General features: G+C 48.6%; 17 protein-coding genes and 1 pseudogene. 13 read left to right on the forward strand and 5 right to left on the reverse strand.

The window, feature by feature from the left end; translation table 11 throughout:
• Nucleotides 1–15 precede the first annotated feature (15 nt).
• The 9 genes and pseudogenes from AC58QD_RS28640 (at nt 16) to AC58QD_RS28680 (ending at nt 6,554) form a co-directional block, all read left to right on the forward strand.
• Nucleotides 16–708, forward strand: coding sequence for a DNA alkylation repair protein (locus tag AC58QD_RS28640; RefSeq protein ID WP_497338472.1), 693 nt, complete (start codon nt 16–18; stop codon nt 706–708).
• Between the two features lie 193 nt (nt 709–901).
• Complete coding sequence (locus tag AC58QD_RS28645; protein ID WP_284642949.1) at nt 902–1,102, forward strand: cold-shock protein; 201 nt, start codon at nt 902–904, stop codon at nt 1,100–1,102.
• Nucleotides 1,103–1,651: 549 nt separating this feature from the next.
• Nucleotides 1,652–1,931 (forward strand): annotated as a pseudogene (locus AC58QD_RS28650) (transposase); the annotation flags it as partial.
• 144 nt (nt 1,932–2,075) lie between these two features.
• The gene (locus AC58QD_RS28655) at nt 2,076–2,354 is read left to right on the forward strand and encodes an ArsR/SmtB family transcription factor (RefSeq protein WP_213583765.1); all 279 of its coding nucleotides are present in this window, start codon (nt 2,076–2,078) and stop codon (nt 2,352–2,354) included.
• A 103-nt stretch (nt 2,355–2,457) separates the two neighbouring features.
• Nucleotides 2,458–2,841, forward strand: coding sequence for a VOC family protein (locus tag AC58QD_RS28660; RefSeq protein ID WP_497338473.1), 384 nt, complete (start codon nt 2,458–2,460; stop codon nt 2,839–2,841).
• A gap of 268 nt (nt 2,842–3,109) precedes the next feature.
• Nucleotides 3,110–3,844 (forward strand): YheC/YheD family protein, encoded by a 735-nt coding sequence (locus tag AC58QD_RS28665; protein WP_497338474.1) that lies wholly within the window; start codon nt 3,110–3,112, stop codon nt 3,842–3,844.
• Between the two features lie 136 nt (nt 3,845–3,980).
• Nucleotides 3,981–4,211 carry a DUF7667 family protein gene (locus AC58QD_RS28670; RefSeq protein WP_497338475.1) on the forward strand — a complete coding sequence of 77 codons (231 nt, stop codon included), beginning with the start codon at nt 3,981–3,983 and terminating at the stop codon, nt 4,209–4,211.
• 100 nt (nt 4,212–4,311) lie between these two features.
• On the forward strand, nt 4,312–5,964 hold the full coding sequence (locus AC58QD_RS28675; RefSeq protein ID WP_497338476.1) for a glutamine--tRNA ligase/YqeY domain fusion protein: 1,653 nt from the start codon (nt 4,312–4,314) through the stop codon (nt 5,962–5,964).
• Between the two features lie 56 nt (nt 5,965–6,020).
• Nucleotides 6,021–6,554: a GNAT family N-acetyltransferase gene (locus AC58QD_RS28680; protein ID WP_497338477.1), complete on the forward strand. Its 534-nt coding sequence runs from the start codon at nt 6,021–6,023 to the stop codon at nt 6,552–6,554.
• 542 nt (nt 6,555–7,096) lie between these two features.
• On the opposite strand, the gene AC58QD_RS28685 is transcribed toward AC58QD_RS28680, so the two are convergent.
• From AC58QD_RS28685 to AC58QD_RS28705, 5 genes are all read right to left on the reverse strand, one after another.
• On the reverse strand, nt 7,097–7,996 hold the full coding sequence (locus AC58QD_RS28685) for a fumarylacetoacetate hydrolase family protein (RefSeq protein WP_497338478.1): 900 nt from the start codon (nt 7,994–7,996) through the stop codon (nt 7,097–7,099).
• 62 nt (nt 7,997–8,058) lie between these two features.
• A complete protein-coding gene (locus AC58QD_RS28690) occupies nt 8,059–8,907 on the reverse strand; it encodes a LutC/YkgG family protein (protein WP_497338480.1) in 849 nt (282 codons plus the stop codon).
• On the reverse strand, nt 8,904–10,430 hold the full coding sequence (locus AC58QD_RS28695) for a LutB/LldF family L-lactate oxidation iron-sulfur protein (protein ID WP_497338481.1): 1,527 nt from the start codon (nt 10,428–10,430) through the stop codon (nt 8,904–8,906). The genes AC58QD_RS28690 and AC58QD_RS28695 overlap by 4 nt, the downstream gene beginning before the upstream one ends.
• Nucleotides 10,427–11,158, reverse strand: coding sequence for a (Fe-S)-binding protein (locus AC58QD_RS28700; RefSeq protein ID WP_497338482.1), 732 nt, complete (start codon nt 11,156–11,158; stop codon nt 10,427–10,429). Before AC58QD_RS28700 ends, AC58QD_RS28695 begins: the two co-directional genes overlap by 4 nt.
• 147 nt (nt 11,159–11,305) lie before the next feature.
• Entirely contained in the window at nt 11,306–12,037 is a 732-nt protein-coding gene (locus tag AC58QD_RS28705) for a FadR/GntR family transcriptional regulator (RefSeq protein ID WP_497338483.1), read from the reverse strand.
• A gap of 276 nt (nt 12,038–12,313) precedes the next feature.
• Between AC58QD_RS28705 and AC58QD_RS28710 the strand changes: the two genes are divergently transcribed.
• The 4 genes from AC58QD_RS28710 (at nt 12,314) to AC58QD_RS28725 (ending at nt 16,150) form a co-directional block, all read left to right on the forward strand.
• Nucleotides 12,314–12,454: an N-acetylmuramoyl-L-alanine amidase gene (locus AC58QD_RS28710; protein WP_497338484.1), complete on the forward strand. Its 141-nt coding sequence runs from the start codon at nt 12,314–12,316 to the stop codon at nt 12,452–12,454.
• Nucleotides 12,455–12,553: 99 nt separating this feature from the next.
• Entirely contained in the window at nt 12,554–12,757 is a 204-nt protein-coding gene (locus AC58QD_RS28715; RefSeq protein WP_497338485.1) for an alpha/beta-type small acid-soluble spore protein, read from the forward strand.
• Nucleotides 12,758–13,079: 322 nt separating this feature from the next.
• Nucleotides 13,080–15,461, forward strand: coding sequence for a hypothetical protein (locus AC58QD_RS28720; RefSeq protein ID WP_497338486.1), 2,382 nt, complete (start codon nt 13,080–13,082; stop codon nt 15,459–15,461).
• A gap of 125 nt (nt 15,462–15,586) precedes the next feature.
• Complete coding sequence (locus tag AC58QD_RS28725; protein ID WP_497338487.1) at nt 15,587–16,150, forward strand: glycerol-3-phosphate responsive antiterminator; 564 nt, start codon at nt 15,587–15,589, stop codon at nt 16,148–16,150.
• Nucleotides 16,151–16,400: the final 250 nt, after the last annotated feature.

Raw genomic sequence — 16,400 nt, forward strand, 5'->3', positions numbered from 1 at the left:
GGAAGGTGTGGAAAAGTGAGTCACTCCTATATAGAAGCATTCCGACAAGTGATGGAGGCCGAAGTGAATCCGGAGGTGGCGTTACCCATGAAACGGTACATGCGCGATCAATTCGATTTTCTCGGCATTCCCACCCCTAAGGCTAAAGCGATCACAGCTCGGTTCCTGAAACAGCATGGGGTACCTGACCAAGCACAGTTGGACGGTGTTGTCAGCGGTTTATGGCAGCTTCCTCGGCGGGAATATCAATACTTTGCGATTAATCTGTTGGTCAAGAGTGTGAAGCAAGCTCCACAGGAAAGATTGCAGGTAGCTGAACAACTGATCGTGACCAAATCTTGGTGGGATACGGTGGATGCTTTGGCTTCCAATGTGGTAGGTGCCTTGCTTGCGAAGTACCCTGACCTTGTTGGACCATACACAATCAAATGGATTCTAAATGAGAATATTTGGCTTAAGCGGACGGCTATTCTGTTCCAGTTGAAGTATAAACAGAGGACAGATGTCGAGCTGCTATCGGCGATGATCAAAGAGTGTGCGGCCTCCAAAGAGTTCTTTTTACAAAAGGCAATTGGATGGGCGCTGCGCGAATACTCCAAGACCGATCCGCAGTTCGTAAGCTCCTTTGTTGAGGGTCATCAACTTGCTTCTTTAAGTCGGCGAGAGGCGCTCAAGGTCATAAGTCGTGCGGCTGCTGAGCGAAAATAACCACAAAACGTTCGTTTGCTATTCTTGGGTTGATGTGCTACAATGAAACCAATCTCATATTTGAGGACCTAATTCACATGATGTAAAGGGTTATCAACGAGCAAGAATGGAACCTTTTCCAATGTGTGAATTTTTTATTTGCTCCGCGTAAATAAGAGTTACATGTTAAAACAAATTATTGGAGGTTTTACAAATGCAAACAGGTACAGTTAAATGGTTTAACGCAGAAAAAGGTTTTGGATTTATCGAAGTTGAAGGTGGAAGCGACGTATTCGTTCACTTCTCCGCTATTCAAGGAGACGGCTTCAAAACTCTTGACGAAGGTCAACGCGTACAGTTCAACGTAGTTCAAGGCAACCGTGGTCCACAAGCTGAGAACGTAGTAAAACTGTAAGACTATATGAAGAACCCGGCGCTTAGGCGTCGGGTTCTTTTTGTTTGCGCCAGGATGCGCCAGTCTCTTGGGTGGATGACCTGAGCGCCCCACATGGTGGCGGGAGTGTATGGCTGTCCGGCAGTGTTTGCCGGGAGGCAAGGTACTGGGGCAGGATGGAGCAGGAGAAGGCAAGAAGGTCAGCGGGTAATAAGGTAAGTAGGCAAGAAAAGAAGGCAAGCACGTAGGTAGGTAGTAGATCAACATGTGAGCAAGAAGGTAAGAGGTTGTGCAATCGTTACTAATTTAAAATTACTGTAAAAGGTGCAGTTAATTTTATGTAATTTAGTTGATTAGAAAGAGTAGATGTAAAACCTACATCTAATTCCTTCCAATAAGGCAATTATACGAAAAGTTGACGACATTAGATGTAGGTTATGCAGTTAGATCGGCAATATGCCCGTTTTTGGGGGAATTAGATGTAGGTTTTGCAGCTAGTAGAAGTAGTCGAGGACGTCTCTGGCTAATTCGTAACGAACAGCCCGCAGTGAGTTCCCAGAATAAGTAGGGGTGAGCCAACCTTTCACGCACAGTTTATTCAGCAGCAATTTACTGAAACACCTGGTGAAGTTGAGTCCAACTGAACAGGAACGCGCATATCATTGGTTGAAAAGATATGGTTGACCCTGGCTCATCAGTCGGTGGTCGATTTATTAATGAATTGCGCGAAACTCGTTTTTCGGAAGGATTCAAATGTCCCCACTGCACCAGCCATCATGTCGTTCGATACGGTAAGTACAAAGGTCGTCAGCGATACAAATATAAGGCTTGTTGTGGGTATCCGTTCACGTAAGTTTGCGGTATAAACATGGGGTTCAAACTACAATTTATGTGACTTTAACTTGTTAAGATCGCATGAGACGGTTTCTTTATCATGCAATCATACAGTTGCTTATACTTGACATGCAACCTCAGAGTTGCTTATACTCGATATATGAATAGGGACAAAGACGCTATATTCAAAGCACTTGGCGACTCGACTAGGCGGCTTATATTAGACGAACTATCCGAACGCAACGAGCAGACGTTGTATGAACTTACGGTGCGTCTCATTACGAAGCACGACCTTTCTATTACGCGGCAGGCGATAGCAAAACATATTTCTGCATTGGAAGATGCAGGGCTCGTAAAATCAGAAAAAAAGGGAAAATATCGAGTAGTTATATTCAACAACGAACCACTTAAAAATTTGCTGAAAGGGTGGGTAGAATAATTTTAATTAAAACTTCTGACGAATGTATTATGGGTTTTTCTGACTAGAGCCAGATTGTTAGCAGAGCACCAACGTCGCAAAATATCAAGGAGGCAAAAACACTATGAAAATCATTGTTACCAGTATATTCGTTCAAGACCAAGACAAGGCATTGGAGTTTTATACAGAAACGCTGGGCTTTGTAAAAAAGCATGACGTTCCCGTCGGAAAATTTAGGTGGATAACGGTTGTTTCTTCCGATGAGCAAGACGGTACCGAGCTTTTACTCGAACCGAATGACCATCCTGCCGCCAAAGAGTATCAAAAGAAGATATCTGCCGATGGCATCCCAGCAACAATGTTTGGCGTTGCAGATATTAATAAAGAGTATAAACGATTATTGGAAAACGGCGTGAAGTTTACCATGGAGCCGACAAAAATGGGCGAAATCACAATAGCTGTCTTCGACGATACATGCGGCAACCTTATTCAGATTGTGCAGAAGTAACTTCATGACGAAGTATCTTAGCGCTAAACGACTTTATTGGCAAGTTTAAAGTTCGGTGAAGTGTTTTTTATCAAAAAATTAAACAACTTTATGTTAACCCTGTCCTATTTTTAGGATGGGGTTATAGTATGCCGTTTCACGAGCACAGCCAACCCAAATTGCAATACTTAAGCGATGTGGTTGTTTGCCATTGTTTCGAGAACAAGCCCCTATTCATATAATGCTAACGATGATAACCGCTTGTAAGGAGCGAGATTCGGAGGTTACTATGGGATTGTCCTATACCAAATGGAACAAATATAAAGTGTTGCGTGAAGAGGAGACGCTTGTCCCTTTTTTACCGGAAACGACTTGGTATACCCCTGAAAATCTGCAGCAAGTAACGGAACAGCATAATGAACTCATAGTAAAACCTAGCGGAGCATACGGCGGTAACGGCGTTATGATGATCAGCAAGCAGGAGGTTGGCACATTCCGTCTTCAGGCAGGCAAGGAAATAGTCGAAGCAGCCGATTATACTGAGCTTGAAGGAATATTGAGCAAGCGGATCGGGCGGGATTATATTATTCAAAAAAGGATTGACCTGGCGACAATTAACGACAGATTGTTCGATCTCAGAGTGATGGTGCAGAGGCGAACCAAGCAGTCAAAGTGGAAGGTCACAGGGATGCTCGCAAAAGTAGGGGGCAAAGGATTTATTATTACGAACACGAAGCTAAGCGGGGGATATGTTCTGACGGCTGAGACCGCAATTGGCCGTTCGAATATTCCTTTAGAGAAACAAGAGGAGCTATTGCAAGAGCTCAGAAGAGTTGCCTATCAAACGGTAAAAAAGCTTCAGCTATCCTATGGTTATATTACGGCAGTTGGCATTGATTTCGGGGTTGATGCGGAAGGGAAGATCTGGATCATCGAAGCGAATTTCGCCCCGTCGGTGTATTTGTTCAATAAACTGAAGGACAAAACGATGTTCCGTCGGGTGTTAGCCTATAAGAAAATTTAGATTTGTCCAATGCTCAAGCTCTCGCCTGCATCTTTGGCTTTATAGCTGGATGTTAAGCATGTTCTTGTTTATACACTCCTCTTACTGGCGATGATGGTAATACGAGCAAGAAGCTAGAGTAGAGGGGGAGAACTGGGTGAAGGTTAAAGCGATCCATCAAAAAATGGCAGAGTTATGGATGATCGAACGGAGCCGCCCGCTTACGGCTGCGGAGTTACTGGAGCTGCAGCATTGTTTGGCGGCCAACGCAGCCTATGTGTGGAAAGCAGCGTCTTATGCCAACATGTCGCTGCTAGCTTCTATGACTAACGATACTGAATGGCAGCACGAAATTTGCATCGATTTGGAGCGGCTGGAGATGTCTTGAGCACCGCTCTTCTTCGTTTTGCTTTTCTCTTTTTATTTGGGCATGGTTTAGTGTATGATAGGGGGTATATTCATTTTTCAAGAGGAGAAGGTTGGGAAAGATGGAAAACAAACCGACAACGTCAAATTTCATAAAAAATATAGTAATCGACGACCTGAATGCAGGTAAAGTGAACCAGATCGTCACTCGTTTCCCTCCGGAGCCGAACGGTTACTTGCATATTGGTCATGCGAAGTCCATTTGGCTGAATTTTACGTTGGCTGATGAGTTTGGGGGTAAGACTCATTTACGGTTCGATGATACGAATCCAGTCAAGGAAGACGTCGAGTACGTGGAAGCAATCAAAAGAGATGTGACCTGGCTCGGCTTCGAATGGGACAAGCTGTTCTTCGCCTCGGATTTCTTCGATGAGATGTACAATCGCGCGGTTCTGTTGATCCAACGCGGCAAAGCGTTCGTATGTGAGCTGACGGCCGAGAAAATGCGGGAGATGCGCGGTACTTTGACAGAGCCGGGGACGGAAAGCCCCTATCGGAACCGATCGGTGGAAGACAATCTGGATTTATTCGAGCGTATGCGCGCAGGAGAATTCAAGGACGGGCAAATGGTGCTGCGCGCCAAGATTGATATGTCATCACCGAACATTAATCTAAGGGATCCGGTGTTATACCGTATTGCTCACAGCACCCACCACAATACAGGTGACAAATGGTGCATCTATCCGATGTACGATTATGCCCATCCGATTGAGGATGCTATTGAAGGGATTACGCATTCGATCTGTACACTTGAGTTCGAAGACCATCGTCCCCTGTACGACTGGGTTGTTCAAGAATGTGAGATGGAAGCACAGCCTCGCCAGTATGAATTCGGCAAAATGATCTTGTCGAATACGATCATGGGGAAGCGTTACTTACGTAAATTAGTAGAAGATGGGCTTGTCGATGGCTGGGATGATCCAAGATTGCCCACAATATCAGGCTTGCGCCGCAGAGGGGTAACGCCTGAAGCGATTCGTAATCTATGCAGTGAAACCGGAGTGGCGAAGAACAACAACGGTGTTGTCGATTCTCGCATGCTGGATCATTTCATCCGTGAGGATCTGAAGCTGAAGGCGCTGCGCACGATGGCAGTACTGCGACCGCTTAAGGTAGTCATTACGAACTATCCCGAAGGGCAAGTCGAAATGCTGGAGGCTGAGAACAATCCGGAGAATCCGGAGATGGGCAACCGTTCGATCCCATTCTCGCGTGAGATCTATATCGAGCAGGATGATTTCATGGAGAATCCGCCGAACAAATACTTCCGTCTTTTTCCCGGCAACGAAGTGCGCTTGAAGAACGCGTATTTCATCAAATGCGAGGAATTCGTCAAGGATGACAACGGACAAGTGGTGGAACTGCGCTGCACATACGATCCCGAGACGAAGAGCGGTTCCGGCTTTACTGGACGCAAGGTCAAGGGCACCATACATTGGGTAGAAGCAAGTCAGGCTGTGCCGGCTTCATTCTATTTGTTCGATTCGCTTGTGAAGGAAGATGCGGATGACGATACCGAGCTTGAGGAACGTCTGAATCCGAATTCCCTCGAAGTGGTCCAAGGATTCGTGGAGCCTGGAATGAAGGGTGTTCAAATCCAGGAGAAGTTCCAGTTTTTCCGTCATGGGTATTTCAATGTAGATTCGAGATATACAAAAGACGGGAATATAGCTTTCAATCGGATTGTGTCGCTAAAGAGTTCCTTCGAGCTATAAGAGTAAGCGGTGTGAGGAAGAGCAGAGGTCGATAGCTGGAGAGGAGTTGCGGGTGAATGAGTCTACGTCTGGAAACAAACCGCTTGTTGCTCCGCGATTTCGTTCTGGAGGATACGCTTCGGGTCCATTTGTATGCATCTGATCCTGATGTCACTAAGTTCATGATCTGGGGTCCTAACTCGGAGCGGGATACCCATGATTTCATGGGGCGGATGCTGAAGTTGCAGCGGGAGGAGCCGCGGACTGTCTACGAGATAGCCGTCACCCGCAAGGAAGACGGGTTGTTGATCGGCGGGTGCGGCCTGCATGTCGAGGGAAGCGCAGCCGAGCTTGGCTATTGTTTCAACCGTGCCTCTTGGGGGCAGGGCTATGCGTCGGAAGCTGCTGCGGCTGTGGTCCGCTTAGGCTTTGCAGAGCTTGGGCTTCATCGGATCTATGCCAAATGCCGTCCCGACAACACCGGATCCTACAAGGTCATGGAGAAGATCGGGATGCATTACGAGGGCACGCTTCGAGAGCATATGTATACGAAGGGGAAGTGGCAGGACTCCCGGCTCTATTCGATTCTTGTTCATGAACATAACCGTTAATTGGGATTGTTAGTAATAGCTGCCTGGCAAACTGGACTGTTGATCCAATCCGTTTGCTGGGTGGCTTTTTTTGATAGGATTCGGAATCGAATTGGTTTAAGATTGCTGTTACTAGTTAGGTCTCGATTGCCCGAATTCGTTGTGGGATTCCCACCTTACTCAAGCAAAATATAGCTGTTTTTCCTCATCCACTTCTGCTTATTGTGGCCATTTTGGATTATAGTGGTAAGTTGTTTACAGATAAGCCATGTTACTACTTGCTATATGGGCTATTTCATCGCTCAGGCACTAATTAGCCAACCTGACTATCCCTTATTTTCTCATTGTTACCCGATTTTTCTCAGAATCTGGCCAATAACCAATAGTAAAACTTGCTATCCCAAAAAAACTGGCTTCTCCACACAAATAACCTATACTAGCACTGTCTAACTGCTCTCCACGGTCCTAAGTAGTAACAGGTTGCTTAACTAAGTCCAGGGGATGTCCCTTACTGCAATGACAAAAAACAACCTGACCGACCGGCCAGGCTGCTAAAGTGAAAATTATTGCTCGTTTACCATACGGTTAGTTAGTGAACCCAGCTTCTCAATCTCGACAGTCATGACGTCGCCATGCTTCAGGTATACTTGCTTCTCCTCCGGATAGCCAAGCACAACACCTTCTGGAGTACCAGTAAGGATGATGTCTCCCGGGTAAAGGGTCATGTGATCCGAGATATAGCTGACGATCTCGTCACAGCGGAAGATCATATCCGATGTGTTGGAGTTTTGGCGAACTTCACCGTTCACACTAAGCTTCAAATTGAGGTCATTCGGGTTGCCTACTTCATCTGCACTAACAAGGTAAGGGCCGAGCGGGCTGAAGCCGTCGCAGCTTTTGCCTAGCAGCCACTGGGATGTGCGCAGTTGAAGATCGCGAGCGGAGATGTCATTCACAATGGTGTAGCCAAACACGTGATCCAGAGCATTCTCTTTTGTAACATACTTAGTGTTCTTCCCAATAACTATGCACAATTCTACCTCATAGTCTACTTTCGAGGAAGTTCTTGGGATCGGAACATCACATTGGTGACCCGTCAAAGTGTTATCGAATTTGTTGAACAAGATAGGCGATGTAGGAATCTTGGCATTCGTCTCTTCCGCATGTCTGCGGTAGTTGAGGCCGACGCAGATGATTTTGCTCGGATGAGGAACGGATGGCCCGTAGGCGATGTCGGATTCCTGTACGAGGAATTTCCCTTTCTCAGCTGAGGAGAGAGCTTGGTCGACGTAGGCTTGAAGAGCCTGCAACGCAGCGGAGCCGCCCTCAATTACTTGATGAGTGGTTTGCGGTACAGACGAATCAGGTAACACGGTCAGTGCAGTGTTGATGTTCAGGATACCCTCGTCAGTTTTAACGCCCAATTGAGCGCCATTCGGTGTTGAGATGGTTACTAATTTCATGATTACAAATCCCCTTTCGCCTGATTAAAAATGATCACATGTTATTCAGTATAGACCATGCTTCAAGATTGGACAATAACGGCATACACTTTTCCTGGTCCATGGATACCAATGGTAAGATCGTTCTCGATATCTGCGCTTCTGCTTGGGCCGGTAATAAGGTTAATGGACGAAGGCAAATGTGCACATTCGGGATGCTCTGTCTTGATCCGTTCAAGCGCTTCGCCCATGCGGGTGACGAGCTGGTCGGCGTGGAACACGGCGAACAATGCCTCGGGCAGCAGGCTGACCGAACGGCCTCGGCCGCCGTGCGCCTTGAGCACGAGCGTGCCGGTGTTCGCGAGCGCGTAGTCCGCCCACACGACGCCGAGACGGCATTGCTCGGCGGCTTGCAGCAGCGGGCTGCGCGTGCTCCAGCGTGTTGGCGCTGGAGCGGCTGCATCTGCAGCGTCGGCACGAGCAGCAGATGCAGCACCGGTCGCGGTCGCTGCGGTAGCAGCGTCAGCGCCATCTGTGTGCCAAGGGACGACGGCGATGCCGGCATCCGCGAGTGTCGCGTCGAGCGGGAGTGCCTGCAGGTCCGGGTGTTCCCACCGGGTCACACGGTCGATCTGCAGGTCGGCACACACTTGGCGCACGAGTGCCGGAATCGCTTCGGCGGCTTCCGCTGCGGAGACGACCCAGACTTTGCCGGTTAGAGCGGTCCAACTGCGTATGAAGAGCTCGATCTGCTCCTGCTTGTCGGGGCGAATCGCTGAGTAATGCTCAGGCACGCCGGTCACCGCTCGTGCAGGCTGTGTCGTAAGCGGTGCTTGACGGCCAAGCTGCTTGGCTAAATGCCCGATAAAGGCATCTCTGCCCTTAATCGAACCAGAACCGCTGTCACGAACCGAGCTTGAATTCGCTGTCATCGGTTATCCACCTCATCCTTCTTTTTTGGAGTTGGTACAACAACTGATGACGGCTTGCCCTGTAACTCCTTCTGCAGCGTATTCCAGCGCTCGCGGAAGGATTGCTTCTGTTTCATCGGCATGAAGCGGGACTGCGTCCAACCCGTTAGCGGACCGATCCCCTTACGGATCGAACCTTGCCGTACAAGCGGCATTTGCATATAATAAGCGGCTTTGGTGGCTGTGCGATACAGCTTCACATTGCCGAACGTTGTAGCATACATCTTGAAAGCAAGCCGTTCCAACGCTGGAGTAAGCCCGAGCTCGACCTTGCGGTTACGCAATTGAACGAGCATATCATGAAGCGGAATTTTCACGGGACATGCTTCATAACAGGCTCCGCATAAGCTGGAGGCATAAGAGAGCTGGCCTGCTTCCTTCATGTCCTGCTGCAACAACGGTGTCAGGACGGCCCCGATCGGGCCGCTGTACACAGAGCCGTACGTATGCCCGCCGACATGGCGGTATACAGGGCATACGTTCAAGCACGCCGCGCAGCGGATGCAGTGCAGCACCTCCTGGAATACCGGGTCGCCTAGCTGCGCAGATCTCCCGTTGTCCAGAATGAGCACGTGCAGCTCTTCCGGCCCGTCGAGGTCGCCCTCGCGGCGAGGGCCAGTGACGAACGACGTGTACGTCGTCAGCTTCTGCCCTGTAGCGCTGCGCGCCAGCAGGTTCAGCATGACTTCCACGTCGGCGAACGTGGGCACGAGCCGCTCCATCCCCATGACGACCACGTGCACCTTCGGGAGCGTCGATACCATCCGTGCGTTCCCCTCGTTAGACACGAGGGTGACCGTACCGGATTCGGCGATGCCGAAGTTGCACCCGGTCAGGCCGATGTCGGCCTCGAGGAAATAATTGCGCAGCCGCTGCTGAGCATACGCGGCTAACGGCTTCGTCTCGGCCGGAAATTCCCGGCCGGCTTCCTCGCCGAACAGATCGGCGATCTGCTGCTTGTTCTTATGGATCGCCGGAATAATAAGATGGGATGGCGTTTCCTTCGCCAACTGCAAGATATATTCGCCAAGATCGGTCTCGATCGCCTCGATGCCTTCCGCCTCCAACCGGTGGTTGAGGTGGATTTCCTCGGAGACCATCGACTTTCCCTTGGCGACAAGCTTGGCATTGTGGGCATGAGCAATGCCCATGAACGCCTGAACCGCGTCTTCGCCGGTTCGGCAGAAGTGCACGTGGCCGCCAACCTTGGCCACATTGTCGGCGAACTGCGACAAGTAGAAATCCAGGTGGGAGATTACATGCTCACGAATCGCGCGGCCGCGCTCCCGCCATACTTCCCAATTCCCTAATTCATCGGTTGCGTTAGCCTTTCCGCCTCTTAGCTTGTCGGTTGTGAATGCTACCGCTTTGCGCAGGAAAGGATCATCCAGAGCGATTTCGGTACGTTTCTTCAGCCCCGTCCCGATCAGCTCCAAATCTGATGATGCAGATGAAGCTGCATTCGAATCCGTCTTCATACTCATCGCGATTTCACCCCTTCTTCCAGAAGCTCAGCAAGGTGCATGACCCGAATCGGCTTGCCTTCCTTATTCAAGCGGCCTTGAATGTTCATCAGACAGCCCATGTCGGTCCCAACGAGCACGTCCGCTCCTGTCGAGCATACATGGGCGGCTTTCTCGCAGACCATCGCTTCGGACATATCGGCCATCTTCACAGCGAAGGTTCCTCCGAAGCCGCAGCAATCTTCGCGCTTAGGCAGCTCAACCAATTCCATCCCTTGCACGTTCTCTAGCAGCTGAAGCGGTTCCTCCTTCACTCCAAGCAGACGCATCGCATGGCAGGAAGGGTGGTACGTAACTTTGTGCTGGAAGCTGGCATCGAGATCGCTTACACCTAACACCTGAACAAGAAACTGCGAGAATTCATACGTACGTTCAATCAAGGCTTCCGCTTTCCGTTTCCATTCCGGTTCGTCGACGAACAATCCAGGATAATAGTGATGCACCATACCTGTGCAGGAGCCGGAAGGGGAGACGATATAATCGCTGTTCTCAAAAGCTCTGATCCACTGCCGTGCTACCGCTCGGGCTTCATTCTGATACCCGCTGTTAAAAGCAGGTTGACCGCAGCATGTCTGCAGCTCGGGGAAATCCACTTCGCACCCATACCGATGCAGCAGCCGAACTACGCTTTCGCCCACCTGAGGATACATTTGATCGGCGAGACATGTAATGAATAAGGAGACCTTCATAGGATACGCCACCTTGATTTCAATTTTTCACATTTTCCTTTATATTATCAGGTTATCAGACAAGTGACGAAATGAAAAGGGGTTTTTAGCAATTTCGGAACAAAAAAGAAAGACATCCGAACGATTCGGATATCTTTTCCTCGTCTTTTACTCCACAACCTTCGACTTGCTCTTCATATAATCGCGAATCTGCTTCTCCACGTAAAGAAGATGGTTTTCCATCTCCGTCTGAGCCCGTGCCGCATCGCGATCTCGGATTGCCTCGTAGATTGCTTTGTGCTCCAGCCAGAAACGCTGCGTCATCGACTTGTTCCGGTATAATTGCAGGCGTCTACTTTCTCGTATGGTAATCTCCACTTGTGCGGATATGGTCTCAAGCAGCTTGATCATAATTGGATTATGTGTAGCTTCCGCTAGTGTCAAATGAAATCGTAAATCCTGCTTCTCCCCAACGGCTTCCGTTCCCAACTCGCTATCCATATCAGCTAATATAAGCTCCAACTTCTGCAGATCTTGATCATTTCTCTTCAAGGCAGCCAAGCCTGCATTCGCCATTTCCAATGATTTGCGAGCTTCCAAGAGATCAAAGACAGCTTGCATGCTTGTGAAAAGATGTTCGAACTGCGGTACTTCCAGCTCACGATCATCCATTGCGCGCACAAAGCAGCCTTCACCTTGGCGAATCTCAATGAGTCCCATTGCTTTTAGCATACTTAAAGCCTCGCGCATCGTCGAACGTCCCACTTGATAGCTCTCCGTCAGCTCGCGAGTGGAAGGGAGCTTTTGCCCCGGCTGCAGACCGCCACTTACGATTTGTTGTTTGATTTGCTCTGCAATTTCTTCATATATTTTGCGAGGTGCAATTCTGGTAATTTCCATGTCGGCCTCCTTGCGGGCTACTGCACATATTGTATCACAGCTTCTGTAGCCACCGCACACTCACATTGGAAACCAGGCTATTGCTCAAGGGACGGCTGCTCAGCTCCCTATTGTTATCGAATATCTTAGAGCAGAAAGTGAAGCCCCATCTGCATTTGAGACAGGTGTGTATGGATACCCGAATGACATCATGGTGAACGGAATTGCGTTGATTTAAATGAATCTTATGAAAATGAAGATTTTTGGAATAGAAATTCAGAGGAGGAAGCAGAATATATGATGCAAGCCGCTGATGCAAACAAAGTGATTGCTTTTCTGGCAGCCGCCTATGAAGCTACAACGGTTAAGCAAGCAGGAGATGAGTTCTACCGATTGGCCAATGTACTGCGAAAAACGTCTGGACAGCAAGAAGAATAACCGCTTCAAAAGCTTTTAAAAAAAGTTAAAAATCGATGAATAGAAAACGGCTCGATAAAACAAACTATAAAAACAGTAACGAAAGGAGGTGAGACAAACATGGCTAACAACAACACTGGCAGAAGCAACTATGTAGTTCCACAAGCTTCCCGTGCAATCGATCAATTGAAAATGGAAGCTGCTAGCACACTTGGTGTAACCTTAGGTGCTGATACTTCTTCCCGTCAAAATGGTTCCGTTGGAGGACAAATCACTAAATCTCTAGTTCAAATCGCTGAGCAAACTCTAGCAGGTCGTGGCTAATTACTACGCTGCTTGCGTTAATCGCGAGTAAGTACTTGGGACCATTTACATCTCCTTTAGTCTGTATGAACATATGAAGTAAGTTAAAAAAAGAAGCCGAAAGGCTTCTTTTTCTATATAAGCACTGTTGTATCTTTAACCTTGATATTGTATTGGCGAAATTATTATTTGTGTTCGTCCTTAGAACGTTCGTACCAGTCGCAGACGCAGTAATCGTATATGTGTTTTCTTTAATATTTTGAGGGATTGCTGCAAGCAGAGATTTTATGTCAAAATGAGGATGTACCATACCCGTCCACATGAAAATTTTGGAGGATGAAGGATGACAACCTCGTTACCGCAATCCGCTGTGCCTAGATGGAAATTGGATTATTACTTGCGTCCCTTGATACATAAGCTTAAGGACATTAAGCTGTTATCGCTCGATATATTCGATACTGTATTATTCAGAACGGTCGGCCATCCTACGGATGTATTTATTCAAGCTGCTGAAGCAGCATTAGAGTCAGGGTTCTTAAGAAGCGGTGTGACTCCGCAGGATTACAGATTACTTCGCATCCAGGCTGAGGCCAGTGCAAGGGAGCGGCAAATACGATTAACAGGACATGACGAAATCACGTTAGAAATGATTTATGGAGAAATGCCTGATCATGTCGGTGACCGAGGACGATTGCTTGAGCAGGAGCTGGAGGAAGAGCGGAAGGTTTGTTTCCTGAATCCGAACATAGCCTCCTTAATGGAATCGTGCAGAGAGCATGGTATCCAGGTGGTCCTATTATCCGATATGTACTTGTCCTGCGACCAGGTGAGAGCCTTATTGCAATCATCAGGGTTGAAGGACGATCATGTGGACCTGCTGCTCATGTCCTGTGAACAGTTCTGCAGCAAGGTGAACGGCGGGCTTTTCGATTGCTTGTTGGCTAAGTACCCAGATGTTCCCTTAAACACAATTCTACATATAGGAGATTCGAGAAGAGCGGATGTTGACGGCGCAGCCTTGCGCGGGATTCCATCTATTCATTATGCGGTTATCCCGGACACGTTCGAGCGCTCCTATCACTGGGACCAGGTTCGACATGGCAGCGTATTACCCCAGCTCCGAGCTATCAGCAAGTTGACCGAACATACATTAGGTGAGGCTATCAGCAGAGATGAGCATGAGCTGTTTTTTTACGGAATCGGAGTTCGCACATTAGGACCGTTCTTATCCTCCTTCTGCGAGTGGGTGGTGGATGTATGTGTGGCGGAGGGCCGTACCGAGATACACCCATTGATGCGGGAAGCTGTGCTTATTGCTCCATTATTAGAGCAGATCATAGTCCAACGTGGGCTTGCTATAGCTGTTCGTCCGATTTATATTTCCAGACAAGCGACTTATTTAGCGGCATTAGAGAAATTTGGGGAGCGGGAGCTTGACGGGCTTTTGAATACAGACTGCAAGGTCGTGGAGTTGTTCCAGACATTGGACATTGTTCAAGAGTCGGGGGCATTCGCAAGCTTTCTGGATCGAACGATTACACAAGCTAGTGAGCTTCTGGATGCTTCAGGCGAATTAATTAGCGACAAGCTTAGAAGGTTTCTTCTCGATGAACCGATAATGAATAAAATAAATAGTTCCATCGCCCGCCATCGCCTTCTTCTCCGCGATTATCTGCAGCATACGTGCACGGATGCAGCTCGGATGGTTACGGTTGATGTGGGTTACCATGGGACGATGCAAAAGAACATAGAGCTTATGTTGCAAGGTGACGAGAGTGAAGCGCAGAGCATTCATCTGTTGGCAATAGGTGGGGATGGGTTAGCTCGATTGCAGTTGAAGGGGATGGATATTCGCACTCACCTTGGGGGAGTAGGCCGGAATGAAGATCTGGCCAGAGCGATCGTTCGTAGCCCGTCGTTTCTGGAAGAGCTGCTGATGAGTGACTTCGGAACGACATTGGGGTATAAGCGGGACGATCACGGAAAGGTGAATCCGGTACTTGCCCCATTGCAACAGGAGTTGACCGAGCTGAGGTATAAGCAAGCGAGCCAAGCCGGGGTGATGGCTTTTCAACGAAGTTATTATGAGTTGCGACAGTTGAAGTCGAGGAGCCTGAATGACCGTGTTGCACCAAGAGAATGGTACAAGCCGCTTCATCGGATCATCACGATGCCCACGCCGGAAGAGGCTGAGGTACTCGGCAATCTGAAGCACCAGGATCATTATCTGCGGGAGCCGAGCGCCATATGTCCGCCCATGTCTGATCATTGGTTCGCCAAGGGTGAGGAAGCTTTCTTAAGAGCCTGCAACTTCGGACCGACCACTCTGAATGCTTACTGGCCGCAAGGCGACTTAACCCGTAGAAGTCCTTACTACTTGTACAAGCAATACATAAAGACAGCCGATTCCTTTGGAATCGAGAGTATGCTGTTCGAGCTCATTCTATCAGTCGTGGAGCAGGGAATTCGTGAAATTAACGTGCTTGGATCTGGAGGATTGGCCGCGAGGGTGATGGAGCGGGCTGGACTGCACCAGATTACAGTGAAACACTTCGTGCAATCACGGGAGCGGTTGAGTGAGTTGTTGGTAGTGAATGTGAGCCAGTTGGCTCCGTCCTGTTATGTGATTGCCTCGCTAGTGGAGGAGGATATTGCAGCTTGGAGGGAATGTTTGGAAGCGGCTTGCACGGAGTCATTAGTTTATGCTTTCGATGTCGGAGTCTAGGTGTAACGTACAGAGGGTTGCCGTCTTGTGGACGGCAGCTTCTTTTTTCTTTCGCCCGCTTAACATTCCAAAAACAATACTCTGCTAACCTTGAATAGAGCATACATGGAAATGGGGGAACGAAGTTGAAACAAGATCTGCATGATTATTGGGGACCCAGGAGAATCATTCCTGCGGTGCGCAAGGCTGAGGACTTACAAGCAGCATGCCGCAGCGAATGGCCCGTTGTTTTTTTATTGATTGGCGACTTGTTTACTGTAGAGGACTACATCAGCCAGGTGATTCGGGCGGGGAAGAAGGTTTTCCTGCATGTTGATTTCATTGCCGGTTTGAGCGGCGATCCGATTGTGATGAAGTTTATTGCAGAGCGATTGCGCCCGACTGGCATTATATCTACCAAAAGTCACTTCATCAAACACGCTAAGAAGAATGGGCTATTGGCGATCCAGCGACTCTTTCTGATTGATAGTTCAGCATTGGAGCATGGGATACACAACATGGAGCAGAGCGAGCCCGATGCAGTGGAGATTATGCCCGGACTGATTCCGCGTGTTATTACGCAGCTTCGGGACAGCATTTCTATGCCTATTATTGCAGGCGGATTAATTCAGGAGCATGCCGAGATTGAAACGGCGTTACTCGCGGGGGCGAGTGCTGTATCGATGGGTAACAAGCGGCTATGGACATAAGGGAAGCAGTAGTACGATTTACAAATTCTTCACTCATAGTTGACATCCCGCTAACAAAGGGCTGATAAAGTAGGACTGTGAGATACAACCGAATACTCAAGGGTACGAGACCAGGAGAAAACCCTGTATGCAACAAATGGAAGAGCCTATTTATGGGCGTGTCGCTTCCGTTTGATTGGATTAGGGTTTTTTGTGTTTTTCTCAGGAAGGGAGCGGGCCCGCGTTTTGCAGGATGCACGGAAGTAACCTA

It is taken from the genome of Paenibacillus sp. J2R1T-4, from assembly GCF_059692235.1.